This is a genomic window from Rhodococcus kronopolitis, assembly GCF_042654025.1.
GTDB lineage: Bacteria > Actinomycetota > Actinomycetes > Mycobacteriales > Mycobacteriaceae > Rhodococcus_G > Rhodococcus_G kronopolitis.
On record NZ_JBHSFO010000001.1, the window covers coordinates 347,188 to 372,853 of the forward strand.

Genomic DNA, 25,666 nt, shown 5'->3' on the forward strand with positions numbered 1-25,666 from the left:
GGGCGAAAAGCCGTTGCCGGTACCCGAATTCGTCGCCGACCTCCGCGCTCACGTCGGACACGCCCCGTTGTGGCTGTCCGGGGTGAGCGCGGTCGTCGTGGACGACGACGGCCGAATCCTGTTGACCCGCCGGGCCGACAACGGCCTCTGGGCGGTGGTCTCGGGGATCCTCGAGCCGGGCGAGGAACCCGGACCGGCGGCGCTGCGGGAGATCCGCGAGGAGACCGGCGTCGAGGCGGAGCTGGTGCGGATCACCAGCGTCGACACCGCCGGCCCGATCACCTACCCGAACGGCGACGTCGCCAGCTACCTCGACGTGTGCTTCCTGGCCCGGGCGCTCTCCGGCGAGGCCCGCGTCGCCGACGAGGAGAACCTCGAGGTCGCCTGGTTCGCGCCGGACGCGTTGCCCGCCGAGCTCACCGAGAGCTCCGGCCCGCGCATCGTCAGGGCCCTGCGCGGCGAGCCCGAGGCCTGGTTCAGCCGGCGTTCTCCCACAGGCCCATGACGTTCCCCTCGGGGTCCCTGAAGTAGGCCGCGAACCCCATCTCGCCGACCGGCTGCTTCTCCCCGACCGTGGCGCCGCCCAGCTCGCCGATCCGGACCAGGGCGTCGTCGATGCTGGGCACCTCGACGGTGATCACCGGCCCCGTCGGATACTCCGGGACGCGCTCGAACATGCCGCCGCCGATGTACCCGGGCTCTGCGGGCATCCCCGACTCCGCGACGGGCCCAGTCGACACGATCGTGTAGCTCATCTCGGGCATCTCGACGGTGTTCCAGCCGAAAACCTGCTGGTAGAACGTCCTCGCGCGGTCCCCGTCGTCGAACGGGACCTCGAAGTGCACAACCTTGCCGCTCATCGTCTCTCCTCACCTTCAAGTGAACATCCGACGGTGCCGACGCTAGCCCGATCCCCCGGACACGTGAAGGGCCCCCGCACGTGTGCGGGGGCCCTTCATCGGAGTTGTGCAGACCGGGAGACTAGAAGTCCCAGTCCTCGTCCTCGGTGTTGACGGCCTTGCCGATCACGTAGCTCGAGCCCGACCCGGAGAAGAAGTCGTGGTTCTCGTCCGCGTTCGGGGACAGCGCCGACAGGATCGCCGGGTTGACGTCGGTCTCGTCCTTGGGGAACAGACCCTCGTAGCCGAGGTTCATCAGCGCCTTGTTGGCGTTGTAGCGCAGGAACTTCTTGACGTCCTCGGTGAGCCCGACCTCGTCGTAGAGGTCCTGGGTGTACTCGACCTCGTTGTCGTAGAGCTCGAAGAGCAGCTCGAAGGTGTAGTTCTTGAGCTCGTCGCGCTCGGCCTGGCTGAGCTGCTCGAGGCCCTTCTGGTACTTGTAGCCGATGTAGTACCCGTGCACGGCCTCGTCACGGATGATCAGCCGGATCAGGTCCGCGGTGTTGGTGAGCTTGGCCCGCGAGGACCAGTACATCGGCAGGTAGAAGCCCGAGTAGAACAGGAACGACTCGAGCAGCGTCGAGGCGACCTTGCGCTTGAGCGCCGACTCTCCGTTGTAGTAGTCGAGGATGATCCGCGCCTTGCGCTGCAGGTTCGGGTTCTCCTCCGACCAGCGGAACGCGTCGTCGATGTCCCGGGTGCTGCACAGCGTCGAGAAGATCGAGCTGTAGCTCTTGGCGTGCACCGACTCCATGAACGCGATGTTGGTGTACACCGCCTCCTCGTGGGGGGTGATCGCGTCCGGGATCAGCGAGACCGCGCCGACGGTGCCCTGGATGGTGTCGAGCAGCGTCAGGCCGGTGAAGACCCGCATGGTCAGCTGCTTCTCGTTCGCGGTCAGTGTGTTCCACGACGGGATGTCGTTGGACACCGGCACCTTCTCCGGCAGCCAGAAGTTGCCGGTCAGACGCTCCCACACCTCCGCATCCTTCTCGTCGGGGACGCGGTTCCAGTTGATCGCCGAAACGCGATCGATCAGCTTGAGATGCGTGCCCCCAGCGGGGGTGTGTGCGGATGTCATGGTGGTCCCTTGCCTGGTCTTGGATGCTCAGTCGAGTCTATTCGGTCGCGCCGGCCTACAGCATGCAGGAAACGCAGCCCTCGACCTCGGTGCCCTCGAGCGCCATCTGTCGCAACCGGATGTAGTACAGCGTCTTGATGCCCTTGCGCCAGGCGTAGATCTGCGCCTTGTTGATGTCGCGGGTGGTGGCGGTGTCCTTGAAGAACAGCGTCAGCGACAGGCCCTGGTCGACGTGCTGGGTGGCCTCGGCGTACGTGTCGATGATCTTCTCGAAGCCGATCTCGTACGCGTCCTGGTAGTACTCCAGGTTGTCGTTGGTCAGGTAGGGCGCCGGGTAGTAGACGCGCCCGATCTTGCCCTCCTTGCGGATCTCGATCCTCGACGCCACCGGGTGGATGGAGCTGGTGGAGTTGTTGATGTAGGAGATCGACCCGGTCGGCGGCACGGCCTGCAGGTTCTGGTTGTAGATGCCGTGTGCCTGCACGGACGCCTTGAGCTCACGCCAGTCGTCCTGCGTCGGGATGTGCACGCCGGAGTCCGCGAACAGCTGCCGGACCTTCTCGGTCTTCGGCTCCCACGCCCGGTCGGTGTACTTGTCGAAGTACTCGCCCGAGGCGTACTTGGACTCGGGGAAGCCCTTGAAGTAGGTGCCCCGCTCCTTCGCGATCTCGTTCGACGCCCGGACCGCGTGGAACACCACCGTGTAGAAGTAGATGTTCGTGAAGTCCAGGCCCTCGTCGGAGCCGTAGTGGATCCGCTCGCGCGCCAGGTAGCCGTGCAGGTTCATCTGCCCGAGGCCGATGGCGTGGGAGTCGTTGTTGCCCTGCTCGATCGACGGCACCGAGTAGATGTGCGTCTGGTCCGAGACCGCGGTCAGCGCGCGGATCGAGGTCTCGATGGTGCGGGCGAAGTCCGGCGAGTCCATCGTCTTGGCGATGTTGAGCGAGCCGAGGTTGCAGGAGATGTCCTTGCCGACGTGGCTGTAGGACAGGTCCTCGTTGAACGTCGACGGCGTCGAGACCTGCAGGATCTCCGAGCACAGGTTCGAGTGGGTGATCTTGCCTGCGATCGGGTTCGCCCGGTTCACCGTGTCCTCGTACATGATGTACGGGTAGCCGGACTCGAACTGCAGCTCGGCGACCGTCTGGAAGAACTCGCGGGCCTTGATCTTCGTCTTGCGGATCCGCTTGTCGTCGACCATCTCGTAGTACTTCTCGGTGACGTCGATGTCCGCGAACGGCACGCCGTAGATGCGCTCCACGTCGTACGGCGAGAAGAGGTACATGTCCTCGTTCTTCTTCGCCAGCTCGAAGGTGATGTCCGGGATCACCACGCCGAGCGAGAGCGTCTTGATCCGGATCTTCTCGTCGGCGTTCTCCCGCTTGGTGTCGAGGAAGCGGTAGATGTCCGGGTGGTGCGCGTGCAGGTACACCGCGCCCGCACCCTGACGCGCACCGAGCTGGTTCGCGTAGGAGAAGGAGTCCTCGAGCAGCTTCATGATCGGGATGACGCCCGACGACTGGTTCTCGATCCGCTTGATCGGGGCGCCGTGCTCACGAACGTTGCTGAGCAGCAACGCAACTCCGCCGCCGCGCTTGGACAGCTGCAGGGCCGAGTTGATGGAGCGACCGATGGACTCCATGTTGTCCTCGATGCGCAGCAGGAAGCAGGACACGGGCTCGCCGCGCTGCTTCTTGCCGGAGTTGAGGAACGTCGGGGTGGCCGGCTGGAAGCGGCCGGCGATGATCTCGTCGACGAGCTCCTCGGCGAGGGTCTCGTTGCCTGCCGCCAGCGTCAGCGCGACCATGCAGACCCGGTCCTCGAACCGCTCCAGGTAACGCTTGCCGTCGAACGTCTTGAGCGTGTACGAGGTGTAGTACTTGAACGCGCCGAGGAAGGTCGGGAAGCGGAACTTCTTGGCGTACGCCCGGTCGATCAGCGACTTCACGAACTCACGGGAGTACTGGTCGAGCACCTCGGGCTCGTAGTAGTTCTCCTTGACCAGGTAGTCCAGCTTCTCGTCCAGGTTGTGGAAGAAGACGGTGTTCTGGTTGACGTGCTGGAGGAAGTACTGGTTGGCGGCCTCGCGGTCCTTGTCGAACTGGATCTCGCCGTCGGGTCCGTACAGGTTCAGCATCGCGTTCAGCGCGTGGTAGTCGAGCTGGTCCGCCGAGGAGTCGGGTCGTGCCGCAGCGCGCTCTACACTCCCAGCCGGGGCTGCGTCTGTGATTGTCGGTGCCACTGTTCACTCTCCATGAATTGTCCAAGACCCTCGCGGACGCGAATGACGTCCTCGGCGGTGCCCATGAGTTCGAAGCGGTACAGGTACGGGACCTGACACTTCCTTGAAATGACGTCTCCGGCGAAGCAGAACGAATCGCCGAAGTTGGTGTTGCCCGCCGCGATGACCCCACGGATCAGCGACCTGTTGTGTTCGTTGTTCAGGAATCGGATGACCTGCTTGGGCACGTAGCTCGTGTCCCGTCCGGTCGCGGTGACCCCGCCACCGTAGGTGGGCAGGATCAGGACGTACGGTTCATCGACCTCGAAGGTGCCGTCGCGGTCGTGCAGGGGAATTCGCGTGGCCGGCACACCCAGCTTCTGCACGAAGCGGTGGGTGTTCTCCGACACGCTGGAGAAGTAGACCAGCGATGTCATGGCCACTCATCTCCGTAGGTTTCTTCAGGCGGCGTTGACCGTGAGCGACTTGATCCGGTCCGGACGGAAGCCCGACCAGTGGTCGTCGCCGGCCACCACCACGGGCGCCTGCAGGTAGCCCAGCGCCATCACGTAGTCGCGGGCCTCGGCGTCCTCGCTGATGTCGATGATCGAGTACTCGATACCGGCCTTGTCGAGCGCCCGGTAGGTCGCATTGCACTGAACGCACGCCGGCTTGGTGTAGACGGTGATGCTCATGTAAGTCCCTCTTTCTGTGGCTTACGGAACTGATGGTCAGTGACGCGAAGATCGGTGTGGATCTCACCTACTGGAACAGTGGTCCGGCCTTGACAAGTGATGGTCGAGCCCTCGGACTTCGGATGCGTCCGGCCTGCTCTCTTGGCGCTCCTGACACTACACCTTGTGTCTGACAAACCATAGAACCCGAGATGTTGTGAACAACAAAGATGAAATTCCCTGGTCGCACGCCCCGGAGAGCGGCCCCACACGGCGTGTCGCCTGGTGTTGCGCGTCACATTATGGGCGGTGTCGCCGGTCACATTCGATTGGTGTGCATGGACTCCTTTCCCGCCCCTAGGGTCGGTGACGTGCACACCGACGACGATCCCCGGTTCGACGCCCAGGTGGCGTCGGCGGAGCAGCTCTCCCCCGGCCTGCGCCGGGTCCGCTTCACCGGGCCCGGGCTCGCCGGCTTCGCCTCCAGCGGCGACCCCGACGAACGCCTGCTCGTCGAGTTCGACGGGCACCGGCGCAGCTACACCGTCCGGCGCTGGGACCCGCTCGCCCGCGCCCTCGACATCGACTTCGCGGTGCACGGCGGCGGCGCGGCCGCGGCCTGGGCCCGCGCCGCGGCGCCGGGCCTGCCGGTGCGCCTGTCCCGGCCCAGGGGTTGGTACCGCCCGCCCGCCGACGCTCGCTGGCAACTGCTGCTGGCCGACCTGAGCGCGCTGCCCGCGGCGGGACGGATCGTCGAGACGCTGCCCGCGGGCACCCGCGCCCACCTGATCGCCGAGGTGCCCACGGCCGCGGACGAGCAGACCTGGGACACCCCGGCGGAGCTGACGGTCGACTGGCTGCACGGCACCGGCAACGGGGCGTCCCCCAGCGCGCTGCCGGACGCGCTGACCGCGCGGGAGCTGCCGAGCGGACCCGGCTACCTCTGGTCGGCCTGCGAGACGAGCGCCTCCCGGTCCATCCGGGCGCACGTGCGCCACTGGCTGGGCTGGTCGGCGGAACGGTTCCACGTCATGGGCTACTGGCAGGCCGACAAGGAACGGTGGCTGGCCCGCTACGCGGAGGTCGAGTCCCGGATCGAGGAGCTGACCGTGCGGGAGCTCTCGTCGGGTCGGAGCCTGGACGAGGTGCGCGACGCCGTCGACGCCGCCCTCGCCGAGGCCGGGCTCTGACTCCGTACTACGTCCGCGGCGCCAGCCGCCCGAACCCGACCACCGCCGAGTCGCTCGCCCAGTCCACGGTGTGCACCCGGATGCGGCCGAGCTCGTTGCCGCCGACCGTGGTCACGGTGTCACCGTCGACCGCGACCACGAAGTTGGTGTGCTGGCCGACCCAGCTGCTGTTGTCGTAGAGCACCACGTCGCCGACGGCCGGGACGTAGCCGCCACCGGCCGCCTCGAAGCGGCCCTGCGACTGGTAGTACTCCTGCAGCGTGTAGACGCCCGGGATGCGCCAGTGCCCGGAGTTCGGGTTGGCCAGCGGCAGGCCGGCCTCGCGCATCACCCAGCTCACGAAGTCCGCGCACCACGGCTCCTCGACGCCCTCGGCGTAGAAGGTGCCCGGCCGCTGGTCCCGGTGTTCGGCCTCGAGCAGCTCGACGATCCGCGCCTGGTCGGCCGAGAGCAGGGAGGTGTCGACGTCGGGGAATGCGGCGGTGTCCCACGGCAGGTACCGACTGGGCACCAGGAACGCGAGTCCCGCGGCGACGACGGCGAGCACGGCGACCGCGGCGGCGATCCACAGCGCCGTGCGGCGGCGACGGGTGGGCGCGGTGGCGCTCGGGGCAATGGTGCTCATGGGAGTCGAATGTAGCGAAACGCCCGCCGGGGGCGGTGGGATCACCGCTCCGGCGGGCGTTCGGCCCACTTCGTTGCTCAGCCGTTGCCGGCGTGCCTGCCGCGGCCGGCACCGTCCGGGCCGCCTGCGAGTGCGGGCTCGACCTCGTCGATCTCCGCGACCAGTTCGGCGTCGACCACGGGGCCGTCGACCACCTGGCCGTCGGTCCCCCGGCCGTCCGCCCCGGCCGCGTTCGCCGCCCGCTCCTGGTCGAGCTGTTCGAGTCCGGTGGTGGTCTTGAGCGCCACCTCCTTCATGAACGCGATCGCGACCAGACCCAGCAGCGCGAGGATGCCGGAGACGAGGAACACCCGGGCGGTGGCGTCCCCGTAGGCCGCCCGGACGATGTCGCCGACGGCGGCAGGCAGTTCCTTCAGGTTCGACAGGCCTGCGCCCGACCCGCCCGCCGGACCGGGATCGATGCCCGCGCCGACGAGGCCCTGGGCGGTCAGCGTCGCCACGTGCGAGGAGAGCACCGCGCCGAGCACCGACACGCCGGCCGCGCCGCCGAGCGAGCGGAAGAACGTGATCGCCGCGGTGGCCGCGCCCAGGTCCGACGGGGCGGCGTTGTTCTGCACCGGCAGCACCAGGTTCTGCATGGCCATGCCCATGCCTGCGCCGAGGACGAACAGGTAGACCCCGATCAACGCCATGTCGGTGGTGTGGTCGGTCGTCGCGAGCAGCAGGAACCCGGCGGCCATGGCGGTGGCGCCGATCAGCAGGAAGCGCTTCCACTTGCCGTACTTGGTGATCAGCTGGCCGGAGACGGTCGAGGACAGCATCGACCCGAACACCATCGGCAGGGTGAGCAGGCCGGCGACGGTCGGCGAGTAGCCGCGGGCGATCTGGAAGTACTGCCCCAGGAACACCGCGCCGCCGAACATGGCGACGCCGACCGCCACGCTGGCGAGCGTGGCCAGCGTCATGGTGCGGTCCCGGAACAGGCGCAGCGGCACGACCGGGTCGCTGGCCTTGGTCTCGGTGAAGATCGCCAGCGCGAGCAGGACGACGCCGAGCGCGACCAGCCCGAACGACATCCCGGACGCCCAGTCGAAGTTCTTGCCCGCCAGGGTGACCCAGATCAGCAGGACGCTGACGCCGCCTGCGATCAGCGTGGCGCCGAGGTAGTCCACCTTCACCTCGCGGCGGACGACGGGCAGGTTCAGGGTTCGCTGGATGACCACCAGCGCGACGACGGCCAGCGGGACGCCGACGTAGAAGGTCCAGCGCCAGCCGAGCCAGCTGGTGTCGACGATGACGCCGCCGATCAGCGGGCCCGCGACCGTGGCGAGGGACATGACCGCCGCCAGCGGGCCCTGGTAGCGGCCGCGCTCGCGGGGGCTGAACATCGCGGCGATGACGATCATCACCAGCGCCTGCAGGCCGCCGAGGCCCAGGCCCTGGATCGCGCGGAACCCGATCAGCATCGGCACCGAGGTGGACAGGCCGGAGAGCACCGAACCGAGGGTGAACACCAGCAACGACAACTGCACCAGCATCTTCTTGCTGACCAGGTCGGCGAACTTGCCCCAGATCGGGGTGGTCGCGGTGGAGGCCAGCAGGGTGGCGGTGACCACCCAGGTGTACTGGTCCTGGGTGCCGTGCAGGTCGGTGATGATGGTCGGCAGGGCATTCGAGACGATCGTCGACGACAGCAGCGCGACGAACATGCCCATCATGAGGCCGATCAGGGCCTCGATGCGCTGACGGTGGGTCATCCGGCCGTCACCGGACGACCCTGCAGTTACGGGCGGAGCGTCCTGGGACGCGGGGCTACTCACGATGCGACTCCTCGGATCGGGGTGGGTGAATGGATGAGCTGGGTCAGCGGCGGGCGGGCGCCGCTGACCTGTGGGCGTCGATCGCGGAGCTGAACCGGTCGAGCCGGTCGGCCAGCTCGCGTGCCTCGTCCTCCGACCAGTCCGCGAGGGCGTCGTGGACCCAGCGCGCCTGCGCGTCGCGATGCCGCTGCAGCGCCTCGTTCCCCGCCGCGGTCAGTGACAGCAACGCCGCCCGGCCGTCGAGGGGGTCCGGGTGCCGCTGGACGTAGCCGAGCGACTCGGCCTGCGCGACCTGCCGGCTCAGCGCCGACTGGGTGACCCGGAGCTCCTCGGCGACCATGCTGGGCCGATGCCCCTCGGTGCGGGCGATGTGGCCGAGCAGCATGGCGAGGGCGGACGGCAGGGCGCCTGCGAATTGTTGTCGGACCGACTCGGCACGGGCGCGCACGACAAGTCCGCGCAGTGTGTCGATCAAGTCCGACGCCGTGTCCTGGCTGACCATGCCCACTCCCTTTAGTTGATAGTTGCAACCTTAACAGCAGTTGGTTGCGTACTGCAACTATCTGGGGTGTGACGTCAGTCGGACGAACCGAGGCGACGCAGCAGCGCCGTCAGGGTGCGGACGTCGTCCGGATCCCACTGCGAGAGCTGCCGGCGCCACTGCGCGACGCCCTCCGCGCGCTCTGCTCCCAGCCGCGCGCGGCCCTCGTCGGTGAGCGCGACCAGCTTCGCCCGCGCGTCGTCGGGGTCCGGTATGCGCTGCGCGAGACCGAGCCGGGTCACCGCGTCGACCTGCCGGCTGAGCGTCGACTTCTCCACCCCGAGATTCGCGATCAGTTCCGAGACCGGCACCGCGTCCTCCCGCCGGATCAACAGCATCAGCAACGGGTAGCAGGACGGGTCCAGCCTGGGATGGACCCTTTGCGCACGCTCGCGGGTACGGATGCTGCCCCGCCGCCACATGTCCACCAGTTCGACCTCGAGGTCGGTGATCGGATCCGATGCCACGCGGGTGTCCCTTCGGGTCGAGGTGCGCGACCATCAAATCAGCAACGGCCCGCGCGCCCGGAGGGGCCTCCGCCGACGACCCCCGCGGGGGCGCGAATGCACGAGGGCCCGGGTCGGTGCGTACTGCACCGACCCGGGCCCTGTGGACGGGTATACGTCAGGCGTCGACGAGATCCTTGGTGGCCGCGACGAGGTGCGCGACGGCCTTGACGACCTCGGCGGTGACCTCCGCGTTCTCGCTCGGGTGCTTGTCACCGAACTTCTCGTGCGAGGCCCCGATGGAGAGGGCGACGTCCTCGACGACCTTGCCGCCCGCGATGCCCACGGCCTTGCTGGCCTCGGCGTGCGCCCACTTCGCACCGTTCGCGCTGGGCGAGACGCTGATCACGGCGACCGGCTTGCCGGCGACCGCACCCGCACCGTAGGGCCGCGAGATCCAGTCGATGGCGTTCTTGAGCACGGCCGGCATGGTGCCGTTGTACTCGGGGGTCACCAGCAGCAGCGCGTCCGCGGCGGCGGCAGCGGCCCGCAGCTCGTCGGCGCCGCCGACGGCTGCGCCCGGCAGGTCCAGGTCCTCGTTGTAGAAGGGCACCGCGCCCAGCCCGTCGAACACCGTCAGCTCGACGCCGGCCGGGGCGTTGGCGACGGCGGTCTCGGCGACCTGCCGGTTGACGGATCCGGCACGCAGGCTGCCGACGAGGACGAGGACGCGGGTGTCAGTCATGTATCGATTCCTTCGGGAGTTCGGGGGTCACCCTCGGTACGGGTTCACGCCTGACAACGCCACGCAAAGCCGCCGATGTTCCGGCGACACACCGGCTGTGGGATAGCCCACACCGGCCCCGAGACACACGGGTTCGCTTCGGGGGCGCAACCCCGAGCGCTGGTTAAGCTCCGCTCATGCAACCCAGCCGCCTCATCGGACTCGCCCTGCTCGCCGCCGCCACCCTGACGGCCTGCTCGACGTCGGCCGAGGCCAGCGACGAGTCCGCGAACTCCGACCTGGTCGGCCGCACCTTCGTCTCCACCAGCGTCGAGGGCACCGCGATCCCCGGCGGCGGCCCGCTGACCGTGACGTTCCCCGAGGCCGACCGGATCGCGCTGCACGCCGGGTGCAACCGGGCGTCGGGCACCGCCGACCTGTCCGGCGGCGTCATCACCACCGGCCCGCTGGCGACGACGATGATGGCCTGCGTCGGCGACGCCGGGATGTCCGACCAGTGGATGACCGGCTTCTTCGCCGCGAGCCCGCAGTGGACCCTCGACGGCGACGCCCTGGAACTGCGCAACGGCGAGGCCACCGTGAGCATGCTCGACAAAAAGGTCGCGCAGCCGGACCGGCCGCTGACCGACACCGTCTGGGTGGTCGACACCCTGATCACCCCCAGCGCCGTCACCACCTCCCGGGCGCTCGAGACCTCGCAGCCGTCACTGCAGATCGGCGCCGACGGCGCCGTCACCGGGTTCACCGGCTGCAACCGGATGACCGGAACCGCCGAGGTCGCAGGCGAGACGGTGACCTTCGGCCCGCTCGGTGTCACCCGGATGGCGTGCACCGAGGAGACCGCCGAGATCGAGCAGGCCGTTCTGGCCGCGCTCTCCGGCGAGACCACCGCGACCGTCGACGCCGACCGCCTGCGGATCATGAACGCCGAGGGCCACGGACTGGGCCTGCGCGCGCAGTAGCGGTCGCGCGGGCGACGGCAGTTCCGGTGCGTCAGTAGTTCTGGCTGAGCCAGTGCGCGAGGACGCGCGCGCTGGCATCCACCTGGGCGGGCCAGTCCATTGCGCTGTCGTCCGCCCGGTCGCTGACGTGCTTGACCAGCCGGCACTGCGCGCCCACCCGCGCGCACGCCGCCGCCACCGCGAAGCCCTCCATGTCGACCAGGTCCGCGCGGGCCGCGAGGGCGTCCCGGACCAGCGGGTCGGAGACGAACGCGTCGCCGGTCGCCAGCACGCAGCCGTCGCCGCCGTCGAGGGAGATCCGGTCCTGCACCGGGTGTCCGAGCGACCGCAGCACCTCGGCGCTGATGTCGTGGTTGAGCACCGTCGAGGGCAGGTACAGCCCGGCGTGCCGGTCGTGCAGCGCACCGGCGGTGCCGATGTTGACCACCAGCGGGAGTGGGCCGGGACCGCGACCGGCCAGCGCGTGGGCGACCGCGACCGCGGAGTTCACCTTGCCGATCCCGGTGACCAGCACCTCGAATCCGCTCGGGACGTGGGCGGCCTCGGCCGCGGTGGCGGAGACGACGAGGATCGGTTGCGTGGTCACGACGGCACTCTATTCGACAGCGCCGCCGCTAGAGTTGCACGCATGGACAACCTCCGTGCGCAGATCCTCAAGGAACTCGGCGTGCAGCCGACGATCAGTCCGGCCGGCGAGGTCCGGGCCCGGGTCGACTTCCTCAAGAACTACCTGCTGTCCACGCCCGCAAAGGGATTCGTACTGGGCATCAGCGGCGGGCAGGACAGCACCCTGTCCGGTCGGCTCGCCCAGCTGGCCGTCACCGAACTCCGGGAGCAGGGCCACGCGGCCGAGTTCGTCGCGGTCCGGCTGCCCTACGGCGTCCAGGCCGACGAGCACGACGCCCAGGTCGCGCTCGGCTTCATCGGGCCGGACCGGTCGGTGACGGTGAACGTCAAGCCGAGTGTCGACGCGGTCGCCGCCGAGAGCGCCGCCGGCATCGCCGAGATCATCGGCGACGGCGGCGAGCTGCGGGACTTCGTGCGGGGCAACATCAAGGCGCGCGAGCGGATGGTGGTGCAGTACGCGATCGCCGGCCAGCTCGGCTACCTGGTGATCGGCACCGACCACGCCGCCGAGGCGGTCACCGGCTTCTACACCAAGTTCGGTGACGGCGGCGTGGACCTGACCCCGCTGACCGGGCTGACCAAGCGGCAGGGCGCGGCACTGCTCGCCCACCTCGGCGCCCCCGAGAGCACCTGGCGCAAGGTCCCCACCGCCGACCTCGAGGACGACCGCCCGGCCCTGCCCGACGAGGAGGCCCTGGGCGTGCGGTACAGCGAGATCGACGACTACCTGGAGGGCCGCGACGTCACCGACGCGGTCGCCGCGAAGCTCGAGTCCATGTACCTGGCCACCCGACACAAGAGGACGATCCCGGTCACACCGCTCGACGACTGGTGGAAGTGACGACGTGACCACCGTCCTGGTCGCGGGCGGGACCGGCACCGCCGGATCGGCGGTGGTCGACGAGCTCCACGCGCGGGGACACCGGGTGCGGGTGCTCAGCCGCCACGCACCGGCCACCGCACGCGACGGGGTCGAGCACGTGCCCGGCGACCTGCTCACCGGCAGCGGTCTGGCATCCGCGCTCGCGGGCGTCGAGGTGCTGGTCAGTGCGGTCAACGGCGTCGACCGCACGAGCCGCCCGGTGTTCACCGACGGCGCCCGAAACCTGCTGCGCGCGGCGGAGTCCGCGGGCGTCCGGCGGGCCGTGCTGCTGTCCATCGTCGGTGTCGACCGGGTCCGGTTCTCCTACTACCGGGCGCTGACCGAGCAGGAGAAGATCTACACGTCGTCTGCGCTGGAGACCACCGTGGTGCGCTCGACGCAGTTCCACCAGCTGCTGCGGTCGATCTTCGCCGCGTCCGCGCGGGTCGGGCTGGTTCCCGCGGTCCGCGGCGCCCGGTTCCAGCCGATCGACCCGACCGACCTGGCACGGGCACTGGCCGACGCGGCGCTGAACGACGGCGCCGGAGCCCGATTCGAGGTCGGCGGCCCCGAGATCGCCACCATGCGTGAGCTGGCGGAGGCCTGGAAGCGGGCCACCGGCAGCCGGGCGGTGGTGCTCGGCCTGCCGGTACCAGGACCGCCCGGCCGATTCCTTCGACGGGGCCTCAACCTCACCCCCGGGAACCGTTACGGCAGTATCACTTTCGCGCAGTTCCTGGCGGACAGGGGCTGATCAGCCGCCGGCGAAGGGCGGCAGCACGTCCACCCGCGACGCCGCCGGACGGCTGAGGTCCCGCGTCAGCTCGTCGTCCTGCAGGAACGCCGCCACCGACAGCACCCGCTCCATTTGTGGACCGTGGCGGTCCGCCAACACCGCGCGCAGCTCGCCCAGGCTGGCGCGCTCGCCCAGCGGCACCGTCTCCTGCGTGCACCCCGCGGCGTCCGCGGCCGCCGCGAAGTACCGCACCGTCACCGAACCGTCAGCCACCGATGGCCCCCATGCTTCGTCGCGGCGGCTCGAAGCCCGCCGAGTCCATGCCGTGCCCGGCCCACTTCTCCCACATCGCGCCGCGCCAGAGGGCGGCCAGTTCCGCGTCGTCGGCACCGGCGCGCAGCCGGGCACGCAGGTCCACCTCCTCGTCGCTGAACAGGCACGAGCGCACCGTGCCCTCCGCGGTCAGCCGGGTCCGGTCGCAGGCGTCGCAGAAGTTCCGCGTCACCGAGGCGATGATGCCGACGGTGCCCGGGCCCTCGTCGACCACCCACTCCTCGGCCGGCGACGCCGGATCCTCCCGACCGACCTCGGTCAGCGTGAACCGCTCGCCGAGCACCTCGAGCAGCCCGGCCGCGTCGACCATCGTCCGCCGGTCCCAGGCGTGGTCCGCGTCCAGCGCCATCTCCTCGATGAAGCGCAGCCGGCAGCCCTCGTCGAGACACCAGCGCAGCAGATCCGCCGCGCCCGCAAGGGTTTCCGGCATCAGCACCGCGTTCACCTTCAACGGGGTCAGCCCGGCCCGGGCGGCCGCCCGGATGCCCGCCAGCACCGACGGCAGCCGGTCCCGCCGGGTGAGTTCGGCGAAGTGCGCGCGGTCGACCGAGTCGAGCGAGACGTTGACCCGGCTCAGCCCGGCCGCGGCCAGCGCCTGGGCGCGGTGCTCGAGCCCGACGGCGTTGGTGGTCATGGTCAGCGGCACCCCGGGCACCGCGGCCGCGCAGCCGGCGACGATCTCCTCGAGGTCACGGCGCATCAGCGGTTCGCCGCCGGTGAAGCGGACCTCCTGCACGCCGAGGTCGGTGACCGCGATGCGGACGAGCCGGACGATCTCCGCGGGGCTGAGCAGCCGCTCGGTCGGGATCTGCGGCAGGCCCTCGGCCGGCATGCAGTAGGTGCAGCGCAGCGAACACTTCTCGGTGATCGACACCCGCAGGTCGCGGGCGACCCGACCGAACCGGTCCACCAGGTCCGGCACCTCGGGGCGCTCGCCTGCGGTCGGGCTCGTGCGGACGCGCGGCAACCCCATCCGCACCGGTCGCTGCGTCGCTGTCATCGGGTCACCCCCTCGTCTGGGCCCCAGTATGCCGCCAGGGTGCGGCGCCCGGCGCCCTGCCTAGGATGTGAAGCCATGCCGGAGGGATCGTCGATGACCCGTAGATCTGTCGAGGACCATGCCCGCGAGGTGGCGGCCCTGCTCGAGCCGGCACTGACGCCGCGGACCGAGGCGGTCGCGGTGACCGCCGCGCTCGGGCGGGTCCTCGCGGCCGACGTGTGGTCCCCCCTCGACCTTCCGCCGTTCCGCAACTCGCAGATGGACGGCTTCGCGGTCGCCGCGGAGACGGTGCGCACGGTGCCCGTCACCCTGCCCGTCAGCACCACCGTCGCGGCCGGCTCCGCGGGCCCGGACCGGCTCGAACCCGGCACCGCGGTGCGGATCATGACCGGCGCCCCGCTGCCCGACGGGGCGGACGCCGTGGTGCCGGTCGAGGACACCTCGCCCGGCGACGGCGCCGACGCCGTGACCGTGCACCGGGGTCGAGTGTCCGGGGAGTTCGTCCGGGACCGCGGTGACGACGTCCACGCCGGGGACCTGCTGCTCGCGGCCGGCGCCCGGCTCACCGCCCGGCACCTGTCGATGTTCGCGGCGGTCGGCATGAGCGAGCTACCGGTGCGCCGTCGACCCCGGGTCGCGGTGCTCACCACCGGCACCGAACTGGTCGCCGCCGGAAACCCGTTGCGGCCCGGGCAGATCTACGAGTCCAACGGCATCGCGCTGGCCGCCAGCTGCGAGTCCAACTCCGCCGAGGTGGTCCTGCTCGACCGCAGCCCCGACGACTCGGACCGGTTCCGAGAGCTGCTGCGGCGGGCCACCGCCGCGGCCGACGTGGTGCTCACCTCGGGCGGGGTGTCGATGGGCGACTTCGAGGTGGTCCGCGAGGTACTGACCCCGCTCGGCGGCTGGTTCGGGCACGTGGGGATGCAGCCCGGCGGTCCGCAGGGCCTGACCGTGGTCGACGGCGTCCCGGTGCTCAGCTTTCCCGGGAACCCGGTGAGCACCCTGGTCTCGTTCGAGGTGTTCGCGCGGCCGCTGCTGCGACGGGCGGCCGGGTTGGCGCCGGTGGCGGCGGACTCCGTCACCCTGCTCGGCCCGCTGACCTCGCCCGCCGGTAGGCGTCAGTTCCTGCGCGGCCGACTCGTCGACGGCGGTGTGAGACTGGAGTCGGGTCCGGGCTCGCACCTGATTGCGGCACTGGCCAGGGCGGATGTCCTGATCGACGTCCCCGAGGACGTCACGACAATGGAAGCGGGAGAGAACGTGCAGGTGTGGCCGCTATGAGTGAACTGACCCATCTCGACGGCGAGGGCCGGGCCCGGATGGTCGACGTGAGTGCCAAGGCCAGCACCGCGCGCATCGCGGTCGCGGGCGGCGAGCTGCAGACCACGGCCGAGGTGATCACCATGGTCCGGGCGGACGGCATGCCCAAGGCGGACGTGCTGGCCACCGCGCGGATCGCCGGCATCGCCGGCGCCAAGCGGACCTCCGAGCTGATCCCGCTGTGCCATCAGATCGCGCTGTCGTCGGTGAAGGTGGAGTTCGCCTTCACCGACACCACCATCGTCATCGAGGCCACCGCGAAGACCGCCGGGCAGACCGGGGTGGAGATGGAGGCGTTGACCGCGGTCGCGGTCGCCGGCCTGACGCTGCACGACATGGTCAAGGCCGTGGACCCGGCCGCGAGCCTGAACGCGGTGCGGCTGCTCACCAAGGACGGCGGCAAGCGCGGGCACTGGGTGCGCGACGCCGCGCCGGCCGAGGAGCAGGCCCTCGCGCCGCGGTCGGCGGTGGTGCTGGTCGCGTCGACCGGCGGTGCGGACGGCACCCGAACCGACACCACGGGACCGGAGTTGGTGAGTTGGCTTGCCGAGCAGGGCTTCTCGGTGCGCGGTCCGCTGGTCTACCCGGACGCGGACATCGCGTCGGGACTGGCCGACGCCCTCACCGGCGGTCCGGCGTTGGTGCTCAGCACCGGCGGTACCGGCGCCTCCCCCACCGACCGGACGCCGGAGGCCACCGCCGCCCTGCTCGACCGGGAGCTCCCGGGCCTCGCGGAGGCCATGCGCCGCAAGGGAACCGAGAAGACCGCGCACGCCAGCCTGAGCCGCGGCCTGGCCGGGCTGGTCGGCCGCACCGTGGTGGTGAACCTGCCGGGCTCCCCCGGTGGTGTGCGCGACGGCATCTCGGTGCTCGAACCGATCCTCGACCACCTGCTCGCGCAGGTCGCCGGCGGCGGTGCGCACGATGCCTGAGTTGCTCGCCGCCGTCTCCGCGGAGCCGATCGACCCGGCCGCGGTGGACGCGGCGGTGGCCGGTCCCGAGCACGGCGCGGTGGTGCTGTTCAGTGGCGTGGTCCGCAATCACGATGGTGGGCAGCAGGTTTCCGCGCTCGAGTACCAGGCCCACCCGGACGCCCGGCGGTTCCTGCGGGCCTGCTGCGAGCGGGTCTCGGCCGAGACGGGCCTGCCGGTCGCGGCCGTGCACCGCGTCGGACCACTGGAGATCGGGGACCTGGCGCTGGTCGCCGCGGCCGCCGCCCCGCACCGGGCCGAGGCCTTCGCCGCGTGCGCACTGCTGGTGGAGCGGATCAAGACCGAGGTGCCGATCTGGAAGCGTCAGCACTTCGCCGACGGGGTCACGGAGTGGGTAGGCCTGTAGTAGTTCGACGCGCGAGCAGGCCCGCTCGCACTCTCGCGGCAGGCGAAATTTCGCGCGAGACCCGATAGAATCACACTCGAAGTGCGGCAAGCCGTGGCGGCCGCGCACGGCTCCCGCCACGCTCTCACCAGCACCGACGCCGGGGTGATGCATCTGTTGCAATCGGGCTCGCCGAATTCGTCCAATTTTGCGGGGCCGTGGTTCGCGACGCAGTCGCCGGTGTCCTGCCCGCCTGTCGAGCTCGCTCACCAGTCGAGTCCTGCCCGCCGACCGGAGTCTCGCGTGCTGATTCCGCCCACCCTGGGCACGTCAGCTCTGCCGAGAGGGGCAGTCATGTCACTGCAGTTCGAGGGCAAGGTCGCGTTTGTCACCGGCGCCGCGCGGGGGCAGGGCCGTTCGCACGCGGTGCGGTTCGCCGAAGAGGGCGCCGACATCATCGCCGTGGACCTCTGCGATCAGATCGACAGCGTGGCCTACCCGCTGGCCACCCGCGAGGACCTCGACGAAACCGTCAACCTCGTCGAGAAGACCGGTCGCCGCATCGTCGCCGAACAGGCAGACGTCCGTGACTTCCAGCGGCTCGAGTCGGTGGTCGAGGTGGGCGTGGCCGAGCTCGGCCGCGTGGACTTCGTTCTCGCCAACGCCGGGATCATGCCGGTCATGGGCAGTCGGAGTCACGACATGTCCGCCTTCGTCGACACCGTCGAGGTCATGCTCAACGGGGTCTACTACACGATCGAGGCGGCCCTACCCGCCCTGCTGGAGCACGGTGACGGCGGCGCCGTCGTGATCACCAGTTCGACGGCCGGCCTCAAATCCGTGAATCAGGCCTTCAGCGTCCGCAGCCACGGAACGGCCGGCTACCACGCCGCAAAGCACGGAGTGATCGGCCTGATGCGGTACTACGCAATGACCCTGGCGGAGAAGAACATCCGGGTCAACACCGTCCACCCGACCGGCGTCGCCACCCCGATGATCCTCAACCGAGAGTTCGGGCAGTACCTTGAGGATCACCCGGGAAGCCTTGCCGCACTGCAGAACCCGCTGCCGGTCAAGCTTCTCGAGCCCGCCGACATCAGCGAGGCGATGGTCTACCTCTGCGGCCGCGGCGGCCGCTACGTCACCGGCGTCACCCTGCCGGTCGACGCCGGGTACACCCTCAAGTAGCACTCGCCACGAACAGGTGACCACGACGCCCGGGGTCGGGTGTGACGCAACCGACCCCGGACCATCCGGGCCCGTCGGCTATGCTGGGTCTCACTTGGCGCCGATCCTTTGGCCGCCATACGTCGTGGAACGCTTCCTCAACGCATGACCGTGGGTTTGACCCACTCGATCCGTTGATTGGTGCCATCCAGCACGAGCTCTTCTTGCGGCGATCGATTTTGCCCACCGGCAATCTCGCCAAACTTGTGCTGACAGATGCGCGGAACGAGCAGTTCCCCCGTGCGGTCACCAGCGCAACCCGATGCCTGAAAGGCCTCGACCCACACATGACGAAATCATTCTCCGAACTCGGCGTGCGCGAGCCCCTCGTGAAGGCGCTTGCCGCCAACGGAATCACCGCGCCGTTCCCGATCCAGGTCGACACCCTCCCCGACACCCTGTCCGGGCGCGACGTGCTCGGCCGCGGCAAGACGGGCAGCGGCAAGACGCTGGCCTTCTCCATCCCGATGGTCGCCCGCCTCGCCGGCGACCTGGCAGGCAAGCGCCGTCCGGGCCACCCGACCGGCCTGATCCTGGCCCCGACCCGCGAGCTGGCCACCCAGATCTCCGCGGCCCTCGAGCCGCTGGCAGGCGCCTACAACCTGAAGGTCACCACGATCTTCGGCGGCGTCTCGCAGCACCGCCAGGTCCAGGCCCTCAAGGCCGGCGTCGACATCGTCGTCGCCTGCCCGGGGCGCCTCGAGGACCTGATGAAGCAGAAGTTCGTCTCCCTCGACGCCGTCGAGATCACCGTCCTCGACGAGGCCGACCACATGGCCGACCTCGGCTTCCTGCCGGTCGTCACCCGGATCCTGTCCGCGACCCCGCAGAACGGCCAGCGACTGCTGTTCTCGGCGACCCTGGACAACGGCGTCGACAAGCTCGTCAAGCGCTTCCTGCACAACGAGGTGCTGCACTCGGTCGACGAGGCGAACTCGCCGGTCGCCGCGATGACGCATCACGTGTTCGACGTCGCCGGCGTCGACGCCAAGAAGGTGCTCGTGCACAAGCTCGCGTCCGGCACCGGCCGCCGAATCCTGTTCATGCGCACCAAGCACCAGGCCCGCAAGCTGGCCCGGCAGCTCACCGAGGCGGGCATCCCGTCGGTGGACCTGCACGGCAACCTCTCGCAGGCCGCCCGCGACCGCAACCTGGCCGCGTTCTCGGCGGGCACGGCCCGCGTGCTGGTGGCCACCGACGTCGCCGCCCGCGGCGTGCACGTCGACGACGTGGAGCTGGTCGTGCACGTGGACCCGCCCGCCGAGCACAAGGCGTACCTGCACCGCTCGGGCCGTACGGCCCGCGCAGGCAGCGCCGGTGACGTGGTCACCGTCGTGCTGCCCGAGCAGCGCAAGGACCTCGCCATCCTGATGCGCAAGGCCGCCATCAAGGTGACCTCGCAGCAGGTGACGGCCGATTCCGATCCGGTCACCGCGCTGGTCGGCGAGATCGCCCCGCACGTGGTGCCGGTCCCCGTGGCTGCACCCCAGCCGGCGGGCAACGGCGGCGGTGCCCGTCGTGGTGGCGGCGGTGGCGGTCAGCGCCGCGGCGGCGGCCAGGCCGGCGGCGGACGCGGCGGTCAGGGCGGCGGCCAGGGCGGTGGACGTGGCGGCGCGCAGGGCGGCGGACGCGGCGGCCAGGGCGCCACTGCAGGTGGCGGCCGGAGCTCCGGCGGACGCGGACGGGGCCAGGGCTCGGCCCAGCCCACCGTGATGTACAGCAGCGAGTCCCCGCGGTCCGGTGGCTCGCAGGGCAGCGGCACCGGCAACGGCCAGCGCCGTCGCGCCACTCGCCCCTAGTTCGACCCCTTAGTTCGACACCACGTAGCGGTGCACGCCAGTCATGGCCTCTGCACCGCTTTCGTGTCCCTGCACCGCGGTGCACGCCTCCAGCCGCCGCTCGACGGCGTCGGTGTCGATGCCCCACCCGATCAGCACCAGCGTCGTCGTCCGCGGCTCCCCGCGCGCCCAGCCGACCCGTTCGAACCGGATGTGCGGGCCGACGGCCTGCAGCAGGTACTTCTGCCGGTGCCCCGCCGCCGCGAAGTGGACGAAACCCTTGACCCGGTACAGGCCCGGCGGGCGGTTCTCCAGGAACGCGATCAGCGCCCGCGGGTCCATCGGCCGCTCACCGACGTAGCTGACGCTGTCGTAGCCGTCGTGCAGGTGCGCGTGGTCGGCGCAGTCGTGGTCGTGGTCGTGGCAGTCGCCGTCCGTTGTCTCCGTGAGCAACTCGTCGAGGCTCAGCTGCCGCGGGCCGTCGTCGGCGCGGACCGCCTCGTCGAAGAGCAGCCGCGGGTCGATCCGGCCGTGCTCGGTGCACAGCACGGGCGCCCGGTCGTTCAGCCCCGCCACCACCGCGACCACGCGGTCGCGTTCGGCGTCGGAGACCCGGTCGATCTTGTTCAGCACCACCAGGTCCGCCATCCGCACGTGCAGGTCGAGCTCCGGGTGCCGGGCGCGGCTGTCCTCGAACTCGGCGGCGTCGACGGTCACGACCAGTCCGCCGTAGCCGATGTGCGGGTTCTCGCTGCCCAGGATCATCCGGACCATGTTCCGCGGCTCGGCGAGCCCGCTGGCCTCCACGACGATCACGTCGATGTTCGAGCGCGGGTGCGCAAGCCGGTCGAGCATCTCGTCCATCTCGCTGACGTCGACGGCGCAGCACAGGCACCCGTTGCTCAGCGAGACCATGGAGTCGACCTGGCCTGCCACCATCATCGAGTCGATGTTCACCGAGCCGAAGTCGTTGACCACCACGCCGATCCGCACGCCGCGGTTGTTGCGGAGCAGGTGGTTGAGCAGGGTGGTCTTGCCTGAGCCGAGGAAGCCTGCGACGAGGATGACCGGTATCAGCCGCCGCTTCGCCACTCGCCGTCCCTCCGTTCGATTGCCGCACCAATCCTAGGCGGGGCGGTTCGGGGGCGGCGGACACGTCCCCCAGTCGATGGCGATACCCTCTGCGGCCGACAGCAGCGCACGCGTGAGCCGGTGTGGGGTGAAGCGGGCGCCCGGACGCCCGAGAATTCCGACGCTGGCGACGACCTCCCCGTTCCCGCCCAGGATCGGTGCGCCCACGCAACACCATCCCTCCATCGTCTGCTCGTACTCCAGCGAGAAGCCGCGATCGCGGACTGCGGCCAGGTCGTCGCGGATCCGCTCCGGACTGGTGACGGTGTACCGGGTGCGTCGCGGGACCGGCACGCGGAGCGCGGCCTCGGCGAGGTCGGACCGGTGGGCCAGCAGGCAGCGGCCCATCGCGGTGGTGACCACGTCCGCGGCGGGCCTGCGGACCAGTGGCCGGCCAGCGACGTCCGCCCGGTTGTGGCCGTACACACGCTCGAGCTCGGCGAGCTCGTCGCCGCACAGCATCGCCAGGGAGACCACCTCACCGGTCCTGGCGAGCAGTTCCTGCAGGTGCGGCATCGCGGCGTCGCGCATGCCGTGGTGCCGGGTCGCGACGGAACCGAGGTCGATCAGTCTCTCGCCCAGTCGGTATCCGCCCGGGTCCCGGCGCAGCACGCCCCTGGCGGCCAGGTCGTTGGCGACACGCATGACCGTGGGCTTGGGAATTCCGGTGGACTCGGTCAGCGCGGCCAGGGACGCCGGACCCTCGAGGTCGGCGACCGCGTCGATGATGGTGAGCAGGCGTCCCGCGAGTGTGTGGTCGTCCATGACCGTGGCCCCAACGTATAGGCAAGAAGACCGAATGGTCCCGACGTGTCACTGAGCGACACGTCGGCCTTCTGCCCGCACGCCGAACGGAGAAGCCTGGAGGGGAAGGCCTTGTTCGATCCAACCACCTTCGAAGGGATGATCGCCATGCCCGTCATCGAACAGTCCGTCGTCATCAACCGCCCGGCGGCCGAGGTGTGGGACTACCTCACCGTCGCGGAGAACTGGCCGTCGTGGGACTCCGCAACCACCGATTGCGCACAGGTCACCGACGGCCAACTCGGGGTGGGCAGCAGGTGGCGCGGGGTGAACCGAACCCTCGGCAGGCGGGTGAACTGGACGGCGGAGTTCACCGACTACGACCCCCCGAACTCGACCGCGGCCAAGTCCGTCGACAGCGATGTCGGTTTCACCACCGCGACGAGGCTCGAGGAGGTCGACGGCGGCACCCGGTTCACGTATCGGATCGACACCGAGACCGGCCTCGGTGGCGTCTTCGGCAAGCTCGCCGACCCGTTCGTCGCCAAGGCCGCCACCCGCACGATGCGGTCGAGCCTGGACAACCTCGCCGACCTGCTCACCGAAGGCAGCTGACGGTCCGTTCGGGCGTCAGCCCTGGCCGGCCCCGGCGTTGAGGATCCCCAGCAGCTTGCCGATCAGCCCGGACAACACGCCCACGTTCTCGGCGGTGACGAAGTCCTGGAGCCCGCCCAGACCCACCACGTCCAGCAGCTTGCCGAGGGTGGCCAGTCCGCCGACCAGGTCGCCGGACTCGGGGGTCGCAGGCTTGGTGGTCGGCGGGGTCGTCGGCTTCGTGGTCGACGGAGTCACAGACTTCGCGGTCGGCGGGGTCGCGGGCTCGGCCGTCGACGGCTCCGTGGCGGCCACCGGGGTGTCCATCAGGTAGTTCACCGCGCCGGTGATGATCGCGATGGCGTGCTTGAGCTGACCGTCCTGGGTGTCGAGCACCGCGGCGTCGTCGGGATTGGAGCCGTTGCCCATCTCCACGAACACCAGCGGCACGGTGGTCAGCGCGGGCCCGGCGATGTCGGCGCGGCTCTGCAGTCCGTCGACGACGCCGGCGTAGTTCGCCGGGGTGAAGCCGTTCTTGACGTAGGCGTCGCGCATCAGCTTCGACGCCTCGAGGCCCGACGTCGACTGGACGGCGTCGACCGTGGAGTCCGGCACCGGAAGCGTCGGCACGATCATGTGGAAGCCATGGTCGGCGGCGTCGGCACCGGCCGCGGTCGAGTCGGCGTGCACGCTGACCGCGAGGTCCGCGCCGGACGCGTTCGCCGCCTTGGCCCGCTCGTCGACGCAGCCGCCCCAGCCGGTGTCGTCGGCCCGGCTCAGGACCACCTTGGCGCCGAGCGTCTCGAGGCTCGACTTCACCAGCTCGGAGACGTTCCAGGTGATGGTGTGCTCGGGCACGCCCCCGAGGCTCGTCATGCCGGTGGTCTGGCAGTCCTTGGTGCCACCGCGGCCGTCGTCGACCTGCCTGGCCAGGTTCTCGCTGTGGCCGGCGCCCTGGTGGCCGGGGTCGAGGAAGACCGTCTTCCCGGTCAGTGGGGTGGGCTGCTCCGCCTCGGGTGCGGCCACGGCCACGGCGGGCACCAGCATCGCGGTGAGTGCGGTCGCGGCCAGCGCGGCGGTCAGGGTCGACTTCTTCATCGGCTGGTAGTCCTCACAACATCAGTAACACCGGTCACATGTGCACCGAGTGAAACAGAGGACTCACCCGCTTCGCGGACAAGATCCCAGTTCGCGCCCGAACCGTTGGGTTTCCGTGACCTTGCCCGACGGGCTCCCGAACCCCGGCGAACTCCGTCGTCCCGCCCGGTCCGACGTCACCGCCGCCCAACGGTGACGTCGACTCTGTCGGCCGTCGGATCGGCGGTGATGTCGAGGACGTCGAAGGTCCCGTTCGGGGTGACGGTGTAGGCCCCGCCGTCGAGGTCCACGTCGTAACCGTTCGGGTAGGCCGCCTTCGGCACGACCATCACGGTGGGCGCCTCGCCGCGGGGTCGGAAGCTCAGGGTCGCACCGGCCGCCGGGTCGGTCGCCAGCGAGATCGGCTCCCCCGCGATCCGTTGCGGATACGCGCCAACCGTCTGCGCCATCGCGGCACCGGGCACGCCGTCCTCGCCGAGGTTGCACCACCCCGAGAGCCCCGTGCACCACGCGAAGGACATCGAGCCCGCCGCGTGCGCATCGATGCCCGCCATCACCTCGCGCACGTAGCGGTCGGCGTTCGGGGTCTTCGGGTTCTGCGGGCCCCACTCCCAGATCAACAGGGGCAACCGGTACCGCTGGGCGTAGCCGACCACCGCATCCCAGTAGTCGGCGACGAACCCACCGGCCGGGTCGTAGTCGCCCCCGGCCTCCATCGCCAGGCTGTAGATGTGCGGCGCGTAGGCGACCTTCTGTGCACTGTCGCGGATTTCGCCGAGGCGGGTGGGCAGCGCGAGGCTCCCCACGCCGGCCCAGAAGGGCTCGACGAGCAGCCAGTGCGTGGCGTCGACGGTGCGGATCCGGTCGGCGATGTCCTGGTAGAGCGAGGTGAGCCGGTCGGCCTCGCCGGCAAAGGGATCGAGCAGGCTCGAGCCCGTGGCCAGCGGGTCGAACCACGGTTCGTTGAAGAGGTCGTATCCGAACAGCGACGGCTCGTCGTGGAACCGACCCGCGAGCAGCTCCCAGAGATCGAGGACGCGGCCGCGAACCTCGGCGTCGTCGTAGACCAGCCCCCAGGCGGCGAGGAACTCGAGGTCGCCGTGCTTGCCGAGGACGGAGGCGCCCACGTCCGTGGAGCCGAGCGTCGCGGAGCCCAGCTCCGCGGAACTCGTTGCGGGCCGGTCTCCCGCGCGCTCGAGCACCCAGCCAGGGAAGTGGTCGTTGAGGACCGGCGTCACCACCAACTCGGCGGCCTCGGCCGCCCGGAAGACCGTCGTGTAGGCGGTGAGGTACGCCTCGTCGTAGTTGCCCTCGGTGGGCTCCGCGCACTCCCAGTTGAACGGCACCCGGATCGCGTTGTAGCCGAGGTCCGCCATCTGCCGGAACTTCTCCGGTGTCTCGGCGAAGGCCTCGGGGCCGCACGACTCGTCGGCGAATTCCCATCCCCGCAACAGCAACGCGCGGCCCTGCGGATCGGTCGGGTAGACGACGCCGTTCTCGCCGGTCACCGTGGGCGGCGGGGCCGCCGAACTCACCGAGGTGCCCACCGAAGGGCCACCGACCGCCACGATCGCCGACACGGCCACGACACTGAGCCACCTCATCAGATTGCGTCCCTACTGTCCTGTGCCCGGAGAACTGCGACTCTCGCGCGGGACAGTACCGAGATTCGCGCCCCTTCTGTGTCATATG

29 protein-coding genes are annotated in these 25,666 nt (G+C 70.1%); 11 read left to right on the forward strand and 18 right to left on the reverse strand.

Features of this window, described 5'->3' with window-relative positions; genetic code table 11:
• The first annotated feature begins 13 nt into the window (after positions 1-13).
• Positions 14-505 (forward strand): NUDIX hydrolase, encoded by a 492-nt coding sequence (locus ACFO6S_RS01535; RefSeq protein ID WP_378413459.1) that lies wholly within the window; start codon positions 14-16, stop codon positions 503-505.
• Here ACFO6S_RS01535 and ACFO6S_RS01540 read toward each other — a convergent pair.
• The 5 genes from ACFO6S_RS01540 to ACFO6S_RS01560 form a co-directional block, all read right to left on the reverse strand.
• Entirely contained in the window at positions 477-860 is a 384-nt protein-coding gene (locus ACFO6S_RS01540; RefSeq protein ID WP_378413461.1) for a VOC family protein, read from the reverse strand. The genes ACFO6S_RS01535 and ACFO6S_RS01540 overlap by 29 nt on opposite strands.
• A gap of 121 nt (positions 861-981) precedes the next feature.
• Positions 982-1,980 (reverse strand): class 1b ribonucleoside-diphosphate reductase subunit beta, encoded by a 999-nt coding sequence (gene nrdF, locus ACFO6S_RS01545; RefSeq protein WP_378413463.1) that lies wholly within the window; start codon positions 1,978-1,980, stop codon positions 982-984.
• Positions 1,981-2,035: 55 nt separating this feature from the next.
• A complete protein-coding gene (gene nrdE / locus ACFO6S_RS01550) occupies positions 2,036-4,222 on the reverse strand; it encodes a class 1b ribonucleoside-diphosphate reductase subunit alpha (RefSeq protein ID WP_378413466.1) in 2,187 nt (728 codons plus the stop codon).
• The gene (gene nrdI / locus ACFO6S_RS01555; RefSeq protein WP_378413468.1) at positions 4,180-4,638 is read right to left on the reverse strand and encodes a class Ib ribonucleoside-diphosphate reductase assembly flavoprotein NrdI; all 459 of its coding nucleotides are present in this window, start codon (positions 4,636-4,638) and stop codon (positions 4,180-4,182) included. Before nrdI ends, nrdE begins: the two co-directional genes overlap by 43 nt.
• Positions 4,639-4,662: 24 nt before the next feature.
• On the reverse strand, positions 4,663-4,896 hold the full coding sequence (locus ACFO6S_RS01560; RefSeq protein ID WP_072845079.1) for a redoxin NrdH: 234 nt from the start codon (positions 4,894-4,896) through the stop codon (positions 4,663-4,665).
• Between the two features lie 350 nt (positions 4,897-5,246).
• On the opposite strand from ACFO6S_RS01560, the gene ACFO6S_RS01565 reads away from it, so the two are divergent.
• Positions 5,247-6,065 carry a siderophore-interacting protein gene (locus ACFO6S_RS01565; RefSeq protein WP_378413471.1) on the forward strand — a complete coding sequence of 273 codons (819 nt, stop codon included), beginning with the start codon at positions 5,247-5,249 and terminating at the stop codon, positions 6,063-6,065.
• A 7-nt stretch (positions 6,066-6,072) separates the two neighbouring features.
• On the opposite strand, the gene ACFO6S_RS01570 is transcribed toward ACFO6S_RS01565, so the two are convergent.
• The 5 genes from ACFO6S_RS01570 to ACFO6S_RS01590 form a co-directional block, all read right to left on the reverse strand.
• Positions 6,073-6,690, reverse strand: coding sequence for a CHAP domain-containing protein (locus ACFO6S_RS01570; RefSeq protein WP_378413473.1), 618 nt, complete (start codon positions 6,688-6,690; stop codon positions 6,073-6,075).
• 77 nt (positions 6,691-6,767) lie between these two features.
• Complete coding sequence (locus tag ACFO6S_RS01575; protein ID WP_378413474.1) at positions 6,768-8,447, reverse strand: MDR family MFS transporter; 1,680 nt, start codon at positions 8,445-8,447, stop codon at positions 6,768-6,770.
• A gap of 106 nt (positions 8,448-8,553) precedes the next feature.
• Positions 8,554-9,012: a MarR family winged helix-turn-helix transcriptional regulator gene (locus ACFO6S_RS01580; protein ID WP_378413476.1), complete on the reverse strand. Its 459-nt coding sequence runs from the start codon at positions 9,010-9,012 to the stop codon at positions 8,554-8,556.
• Positions 9,013-9,086: 74 nt separating this feature from the next.
• Positions 9,087-9,518, reverse strand: coding sequence for a MarR family winged helix-turn-helix transcriptional regulator (locus ACFO6S_RS01585; RefSeq protein WP_378413477.1), 432 nt, complete (start codon positions 9,516-9,518; stop codon positions 9,087-9,089).
• Positions 9,519-9,675: 157 nt separating this feature from the next.
• The gene (locus ACFO6S_RS01590) at positions 9,676-10,242 is read right to left on the reverse strand and encodes an NAD(P)H-dependent oxidoreductase (protein WP_378413479.1); all 567 of its coding nucleotides are present in this window, start codon (positions 10,240-10,242) and stop codon (positions 9,676-9,678) included.
• Between the two features lie 176 nt (positions 10,243-10,418).
• Between ACFO6S_RS01590 and ACFO6S_RS01595 the strand changes: the two genes are divergently transcribed.
• On the forward strand, positions 10,419-11,204 hold the full coding sequence (locus ACFO6S_RS01595) for an META domain-containing protein (protein WP_378413481.1): 786 nt from the start codon (positions 10,419-10,421) through the stop codon (positions 11,202-11,204).
• A 31-nt stretch (positions 11,205-11,235) separates the two neighbouring features.
• Here the strand turns inward: ACFO6S_RS01595 and ACFO6S_RS01600 are convergent, their stop codons facing one another.
• Complete coding sequence (locus tag ACFO6S_RS01600) at positions 11,236-11,790, reverse strand: nucleosidase (protein ID WP_378413483.1); 555 nt, start codon at positions 11,788-11,790, stop codon at positions 11,236-11,238.
• A 42-nt stretch (positions 11,791-11,832) separates the two neighbouring features.
• Between ACFO6S_RS01600 and nadE the strand changes: the two genes are divergently transcribed.
• Together nadE and ACFO6S_RS01610 are read left to right on the forward strand one after the other, a co-directional pair.
• The gene (nadE, locus tag ACFO6S_RS01605) at positions 11,833-12,672 is read left to right on the forward strand and encodes an ammonia-dependent NAD(+) synthetase (RefSeq protein WP_378413484.1); all 840 of its coding nucleotides are present in this window, start codon (positions 11,833-11,835) and stop codon (positions 12,670-12,672) included.
• Between the two features lie 4 nt (positions 12,673-12,676).
• Positions 12,677-13,447: an SDR family oxidoreductase gene (locus tag ACFO6S_RS01610; RefSeq protein WP_378413486.1), complete on the forward strand. Its 771-nt coding sequence runs from the start codon at positions 12,677-12,679 to the stop codon at positions 13,445-13,447.
• On the opposite strand, the gene ACFO6S_RS01615 is transcribed toward ACFO6S_RS01610, so the two are convergent.
• Positions 13,448-13,702 (reverse strand): MoaD/ThiS family protein, encoded by a 255-nt coding sequence (locus ACFO6S_RS01615; protein WP_378413487.1) that lies wholly within the window; start codon positions 13,700-13,702, stop codon positions 13,448-13,450. It lies immediately after the preceding gene.
• A complete protein-coding gene (gene moaA, locus ACFO6S_RS01620; RefSeq protein ID WP_378413489.1) occupies positions 13,695-14,762 on the reverse strand; it encodes a GTP 3',8-cyclase MoaA in 1,068 nt (355 codons plus the stop codon). The genes ACFO6S_RS01615 and moaA overlap by 8 nt, the downstream gene beginning before the upstream one ends.
• A gap of 93 nt (positions 14,763-14,855) precedes the next feature.
• On the opposite strand from moaA, the gene ACFO6S_RS01625 reads away from it, so the two are divergent.
• The 4 genes from ACFO6S_RS01625 to ACFO6S_RS01640 all read left to right on the forward strand — a co-directional run bounded on the left by ACFO6S_RS01625 (position 14,856) and on the right by ACFO6S_RS01640 (position 18,590).
• Positions 14,856-16,046 carry a molybdopterin molybdotransferase MoeA gene (locus tag ACFO6S_RS01625; RefSeq protein WP_378413491.1) on the forward strand — a complete coding sequence of 397 codons (1,191 nt, stop codon included), beginning with the start codon at positions 14,856-14,858 and terminating at the stop codon, positions 16,044-16,046.
• The gene (gene moaCB / locus ACFO6S_RS01630) at positions 16,043-17,017 is read left to right on the forward strand and encodes a bifunctional molybdenum cofactor biosynthesis protein MoaC/MoaB (protein WP_378413493.1); all 975 of its coding nucleotides are present in this window, start codon (positions 16,043-16,045) and stop codon (positions 17,015-17,017) included. Before ACFO6S_RS01625 ends, moaCB begins: the two co-directional genes overlap by 4 nt.
• Positions 17,010-17,423 (forward strand): molybdenum cofactor biosynthesis protein MoaE, encoded by a 414-nt coding sequence (locus ACFO6S_RS01635; protein ID WP_378413495.1) that lies wholly within the window; start codon positions 17,010-17,012, stop codon positions 17,421-17,423. Before moaCB ends, ACFO6S_RS01635 begins: the two co-directional genes overlap by 8 nt.
• A 333-nt stretch (positions 17,424-17,756) precedes the next feature.
• On the forward strand, positions 17,757-18,590 hold the full coding sequence (locus ACFO6S_RS01640; RefSeq protein ID WP_378413497.1) for a mycofactocin-coupled SDR family oxidoreductase: 834 nt from the start codon (positions 17,757-17,759) through the stop codon (positions 18,588-18,590).
• Between the two features lie 137 nt (positions 18,591-18,727).
• On the opposite strand, the gene ACFO6S_RS01645 is transcribed toward ACFO6S_RS01640, so the two are convergent.
• Positions 18,728-18,916 carry a hypothetical protein gene (locus tag ACFO6S_RS01645; RefSeq protein ID WP_378413499.1) on the reverse strand — a complete coding sequence of 63 codons (189 nt, stop codon included), beginning with the start codon at positions 18,914-18,916 and terminating at the stop codon, positions 18,728-18,730.
• Between ACFO6S_RS01645 and ACFO6S_RS01650 the strand changes: the two genes are divergently transcribed.
• Positions 18,917-20,428, forward strand: coding sequence for a DEAD/DEAH box helicase (locus ACFO6S_RS01650; RefSeq protein WP_378413501.1), 1,512 nt, complete (start codon positions 18,917-18,919; stop codon positions 20,426-20,428). It abuts the gene before it with no gap.
• A 9-nt stretch (positions 20,429-20,437) separates the two neighbouring features.
• On the opposite strand, the gene ACFO6S_RS01655 is transcribed toward ACFO6S_RS01650, so the two are convergent.
• Complete coding sequence (locus ACFO6S_RS01655; RefSeq protein ID WP_378413502.1) at positions 20,438-21,499, reverse strand: CobW family GTP-binding protein; 1,062 nt, start codon at positions 21,497-21,499, stop codon at positions 20,438-20,440.
• Positions 21,500-21,532: 33 nt separating this feature from the next.
• Positions 21,533-22,303, reverse strand: a complete 771-nt coding sequence (locus tag ACFO6S_RS01660) for an IclR family transcriptional regulator (RefSeq protein ID WP_378413504.1) — start codon at positions 22,301-22,303, stop codon at positions 21,533-21,535.
• A 138-nt stretch (positions 22,304-22,441) separates the two neighbouring features.
• Between ACFO6S_RS01660 and ACFO6S_RS01665 the strand changes: the two genes are divergently transcribed.
• On the forward strand, positions 22,442-22,897 hold the full coding sequence (locus ACFO6S_RS01665) for an SRPBCC family protein (RefSeq protein ID WP_378413506.1): 456 nt from the start codon (positions 22,442-22,444) through the stop codon (positions 22,895-22,897).
• 15 nt (positions 22,898-22,912) lie between these two features.
• On the opposite strand, the gene ACFO6S_RS01670 is transcribed toward ACFO6S_RS01665, so the two are convergent.
• Together ACFO6S_RS01670 and ACFO6S_RS01675 are read right to left on the reverse strand one after the other, a co-directional pair.
• A complete protein-coding gene (locus ACFO6S_RS01670) occupies positions 22,913-23,974 on the reverse strand; it encodes an N-acetylmuramoyl-L-alanine amidase (protein ID WP_378413507.1) in 1,062 nt (353 codons plus the stop codon).
• A 176-nt stretch (positions 23,975-24,150) separates the two neighbouring features.
• A complete protein-coding gene (locus tag ACFO6S_RS01675; RefSeq protein ID WP_378413508.1) occupies positions 24,151-25,578 on the reverse strand; it encodes a cellulase family glycosylhydrolase in 1,428 nt (475 codons plus the stop codon).
• Between the last annotated feature and the right edge of the window lie 88 nt (positions 25,579-25,666).

What these genes read in the sequence shown, in the direction of transcription:
- ACFO6S_RS01640 (WP_378413497.1), top strand. Translation starts at nt 17,757, where the DNA reads ATGTCACTGCAGTTCGAGGGCAAGGTCGCGTTTGTCACCGGCGCCGCG.
- ACFO6S_RS01635 (WP_378413495.1), top strand. Translation starts at nt 17,010, where the DNA reads ATGCCTGAGTTGCTCGCCGCCGTCTCCGCGGAGCCGATCGACCCGGCC.
- nrdF (WP_378413463.1), bottom strand. Translation starts at nt 1,980, where the DNA reads ATGACATCCGCACACACCCCCGCTGGGGGCACGCATCTCAAGCTGATC.
- nrdI (WP_378413468.1), bottom strand. Translation starts at nt 4,638, where the DNA reads ATGACATCGCTGGTCTACTTCTCCAGCGTGTCGGAGAACACCCACCGC.
- ACFO6S_RS01590 (WP_378413479.1), bottom strand. Translation starts at nt 10,242, where the DNA reads ATGACTGACACCCGCGTCCTCGTCCTCGTCGGCAGCCTGCGTGCCGGA.
- moaA (WP_378413489.1), bottom strand. Translation starts at nt 14,762, where the DNA reads ATGACAGCGACGCAGCGACCGGTGCGGATGGGGTTGCCGCGCGTCCGC.
- ACFO6S_RS01670 (WP_378413507.1), bottom strand. Translation starts at nt 23,974, where the DNA reads ATGAAGAAGTCGACCCTGACCGCCGCGCTGGCCGCGACCGCACTCACC.
- ACFO6S_RS01650 (WP_378413501.1), top strand. Translation starts at nt 18,917, where the DNA reads ATGACGAAATCATTCTCCGAACTCGGCGTGCGCGAGCCCCTCGTGAAG.
- ACFO6S_RS01580 (WP_378413476.1), bottom strand. Translation starts at nt 9,012, where the DNA reads ATGGTCAGCCAGGACACGGCGTCGGACTTGATCGACACACTGCGCGGA.
- ACFO6S_RS01595 (WP_378413481.1), top strand. Translation starts at nt 10,419, where the DNA reads ATGCAACCCAGCCGCCTCATCGGACTCGCCCTGCTCGCCGCCGCCACC.
- ACFO6S_RS01540 (WP_378413461.1), bottom strand. Translation starts at nt 860, where the DNA reads ATGAGCGGCAAGGTTGTGCACTTCGAGGTCCCGTTCGACGACGGGGAC.
- ACFO6S_RS01625 (WP_378413491.1), top strand. Translation starts at nt 14,856, where the DNA reads ATGACCCGTAGATCTGTCGAGGACCATGCCCGCGAGGTGGCGGCCCTG.
- ACFO6S_RS01575 (WP_378413474.1), bottom strand. Translation starts at nt 8,447, where the DNA reads ATGACCCACCGTCAGCGCATCGAGGCCCTGATCGGCCTCATGATGGGC.
- ACFO6S_RS01570 (WP_378413473.1), bottom strand. Translation starts at nt 6,690, where the DNA reads ATGAGCACCATTGCCCCGAGCGCCACCGCGCCCACCCGTCGCCGCCGC.
- ACFO6S_RS01560 (WP_072845079.1), bottom strand. Translation starts at nt 4,896, where the DNA reads ATGAGCATCACCGTCTACACCAAGCCGGCGTGCGTTCAGTGCAATGCG.
- ACFO6S_RS01665 (WP_378413506.1), top strand. Translation starts at nt 22,442, where the DNA reads ATGATCGCCATGCCCGTCATCGAACAGTCCGTCGTCATCAACCGCCCG.
- nadE (WP_378413484.1), top strand. Translation starts at nt 11,833, where the DNA reads ATGGACAACCTCCGTGCGCAGATCCTCAAGGAACTCGGCGTGCAGCCG.
- ACFO6S_RS01660 (WP_378413504.1), bottom strand. Translation starts at nt 22,303, where the DNA reads ATGGACGACCACACACTCGCGGGACGCCTGCTCACCATCATCGACGCG.
- ACFO6S_RS01675 (WP_378413508.1), bottom strand. Translation starts at nt 25,578, where the DNA reads ATGAGGTGGCTCAGTGTCGTGGCCGTGTCGGCGATCGTGGCGGTCGGT.
- moaCB (WP_378413493.1), top strand. Translation starts at nt 16,043, where the DNA reads ATGAGTGAACTGACCCATCTCGACGGCGAGGGCCGGGCCCGGATGGTC.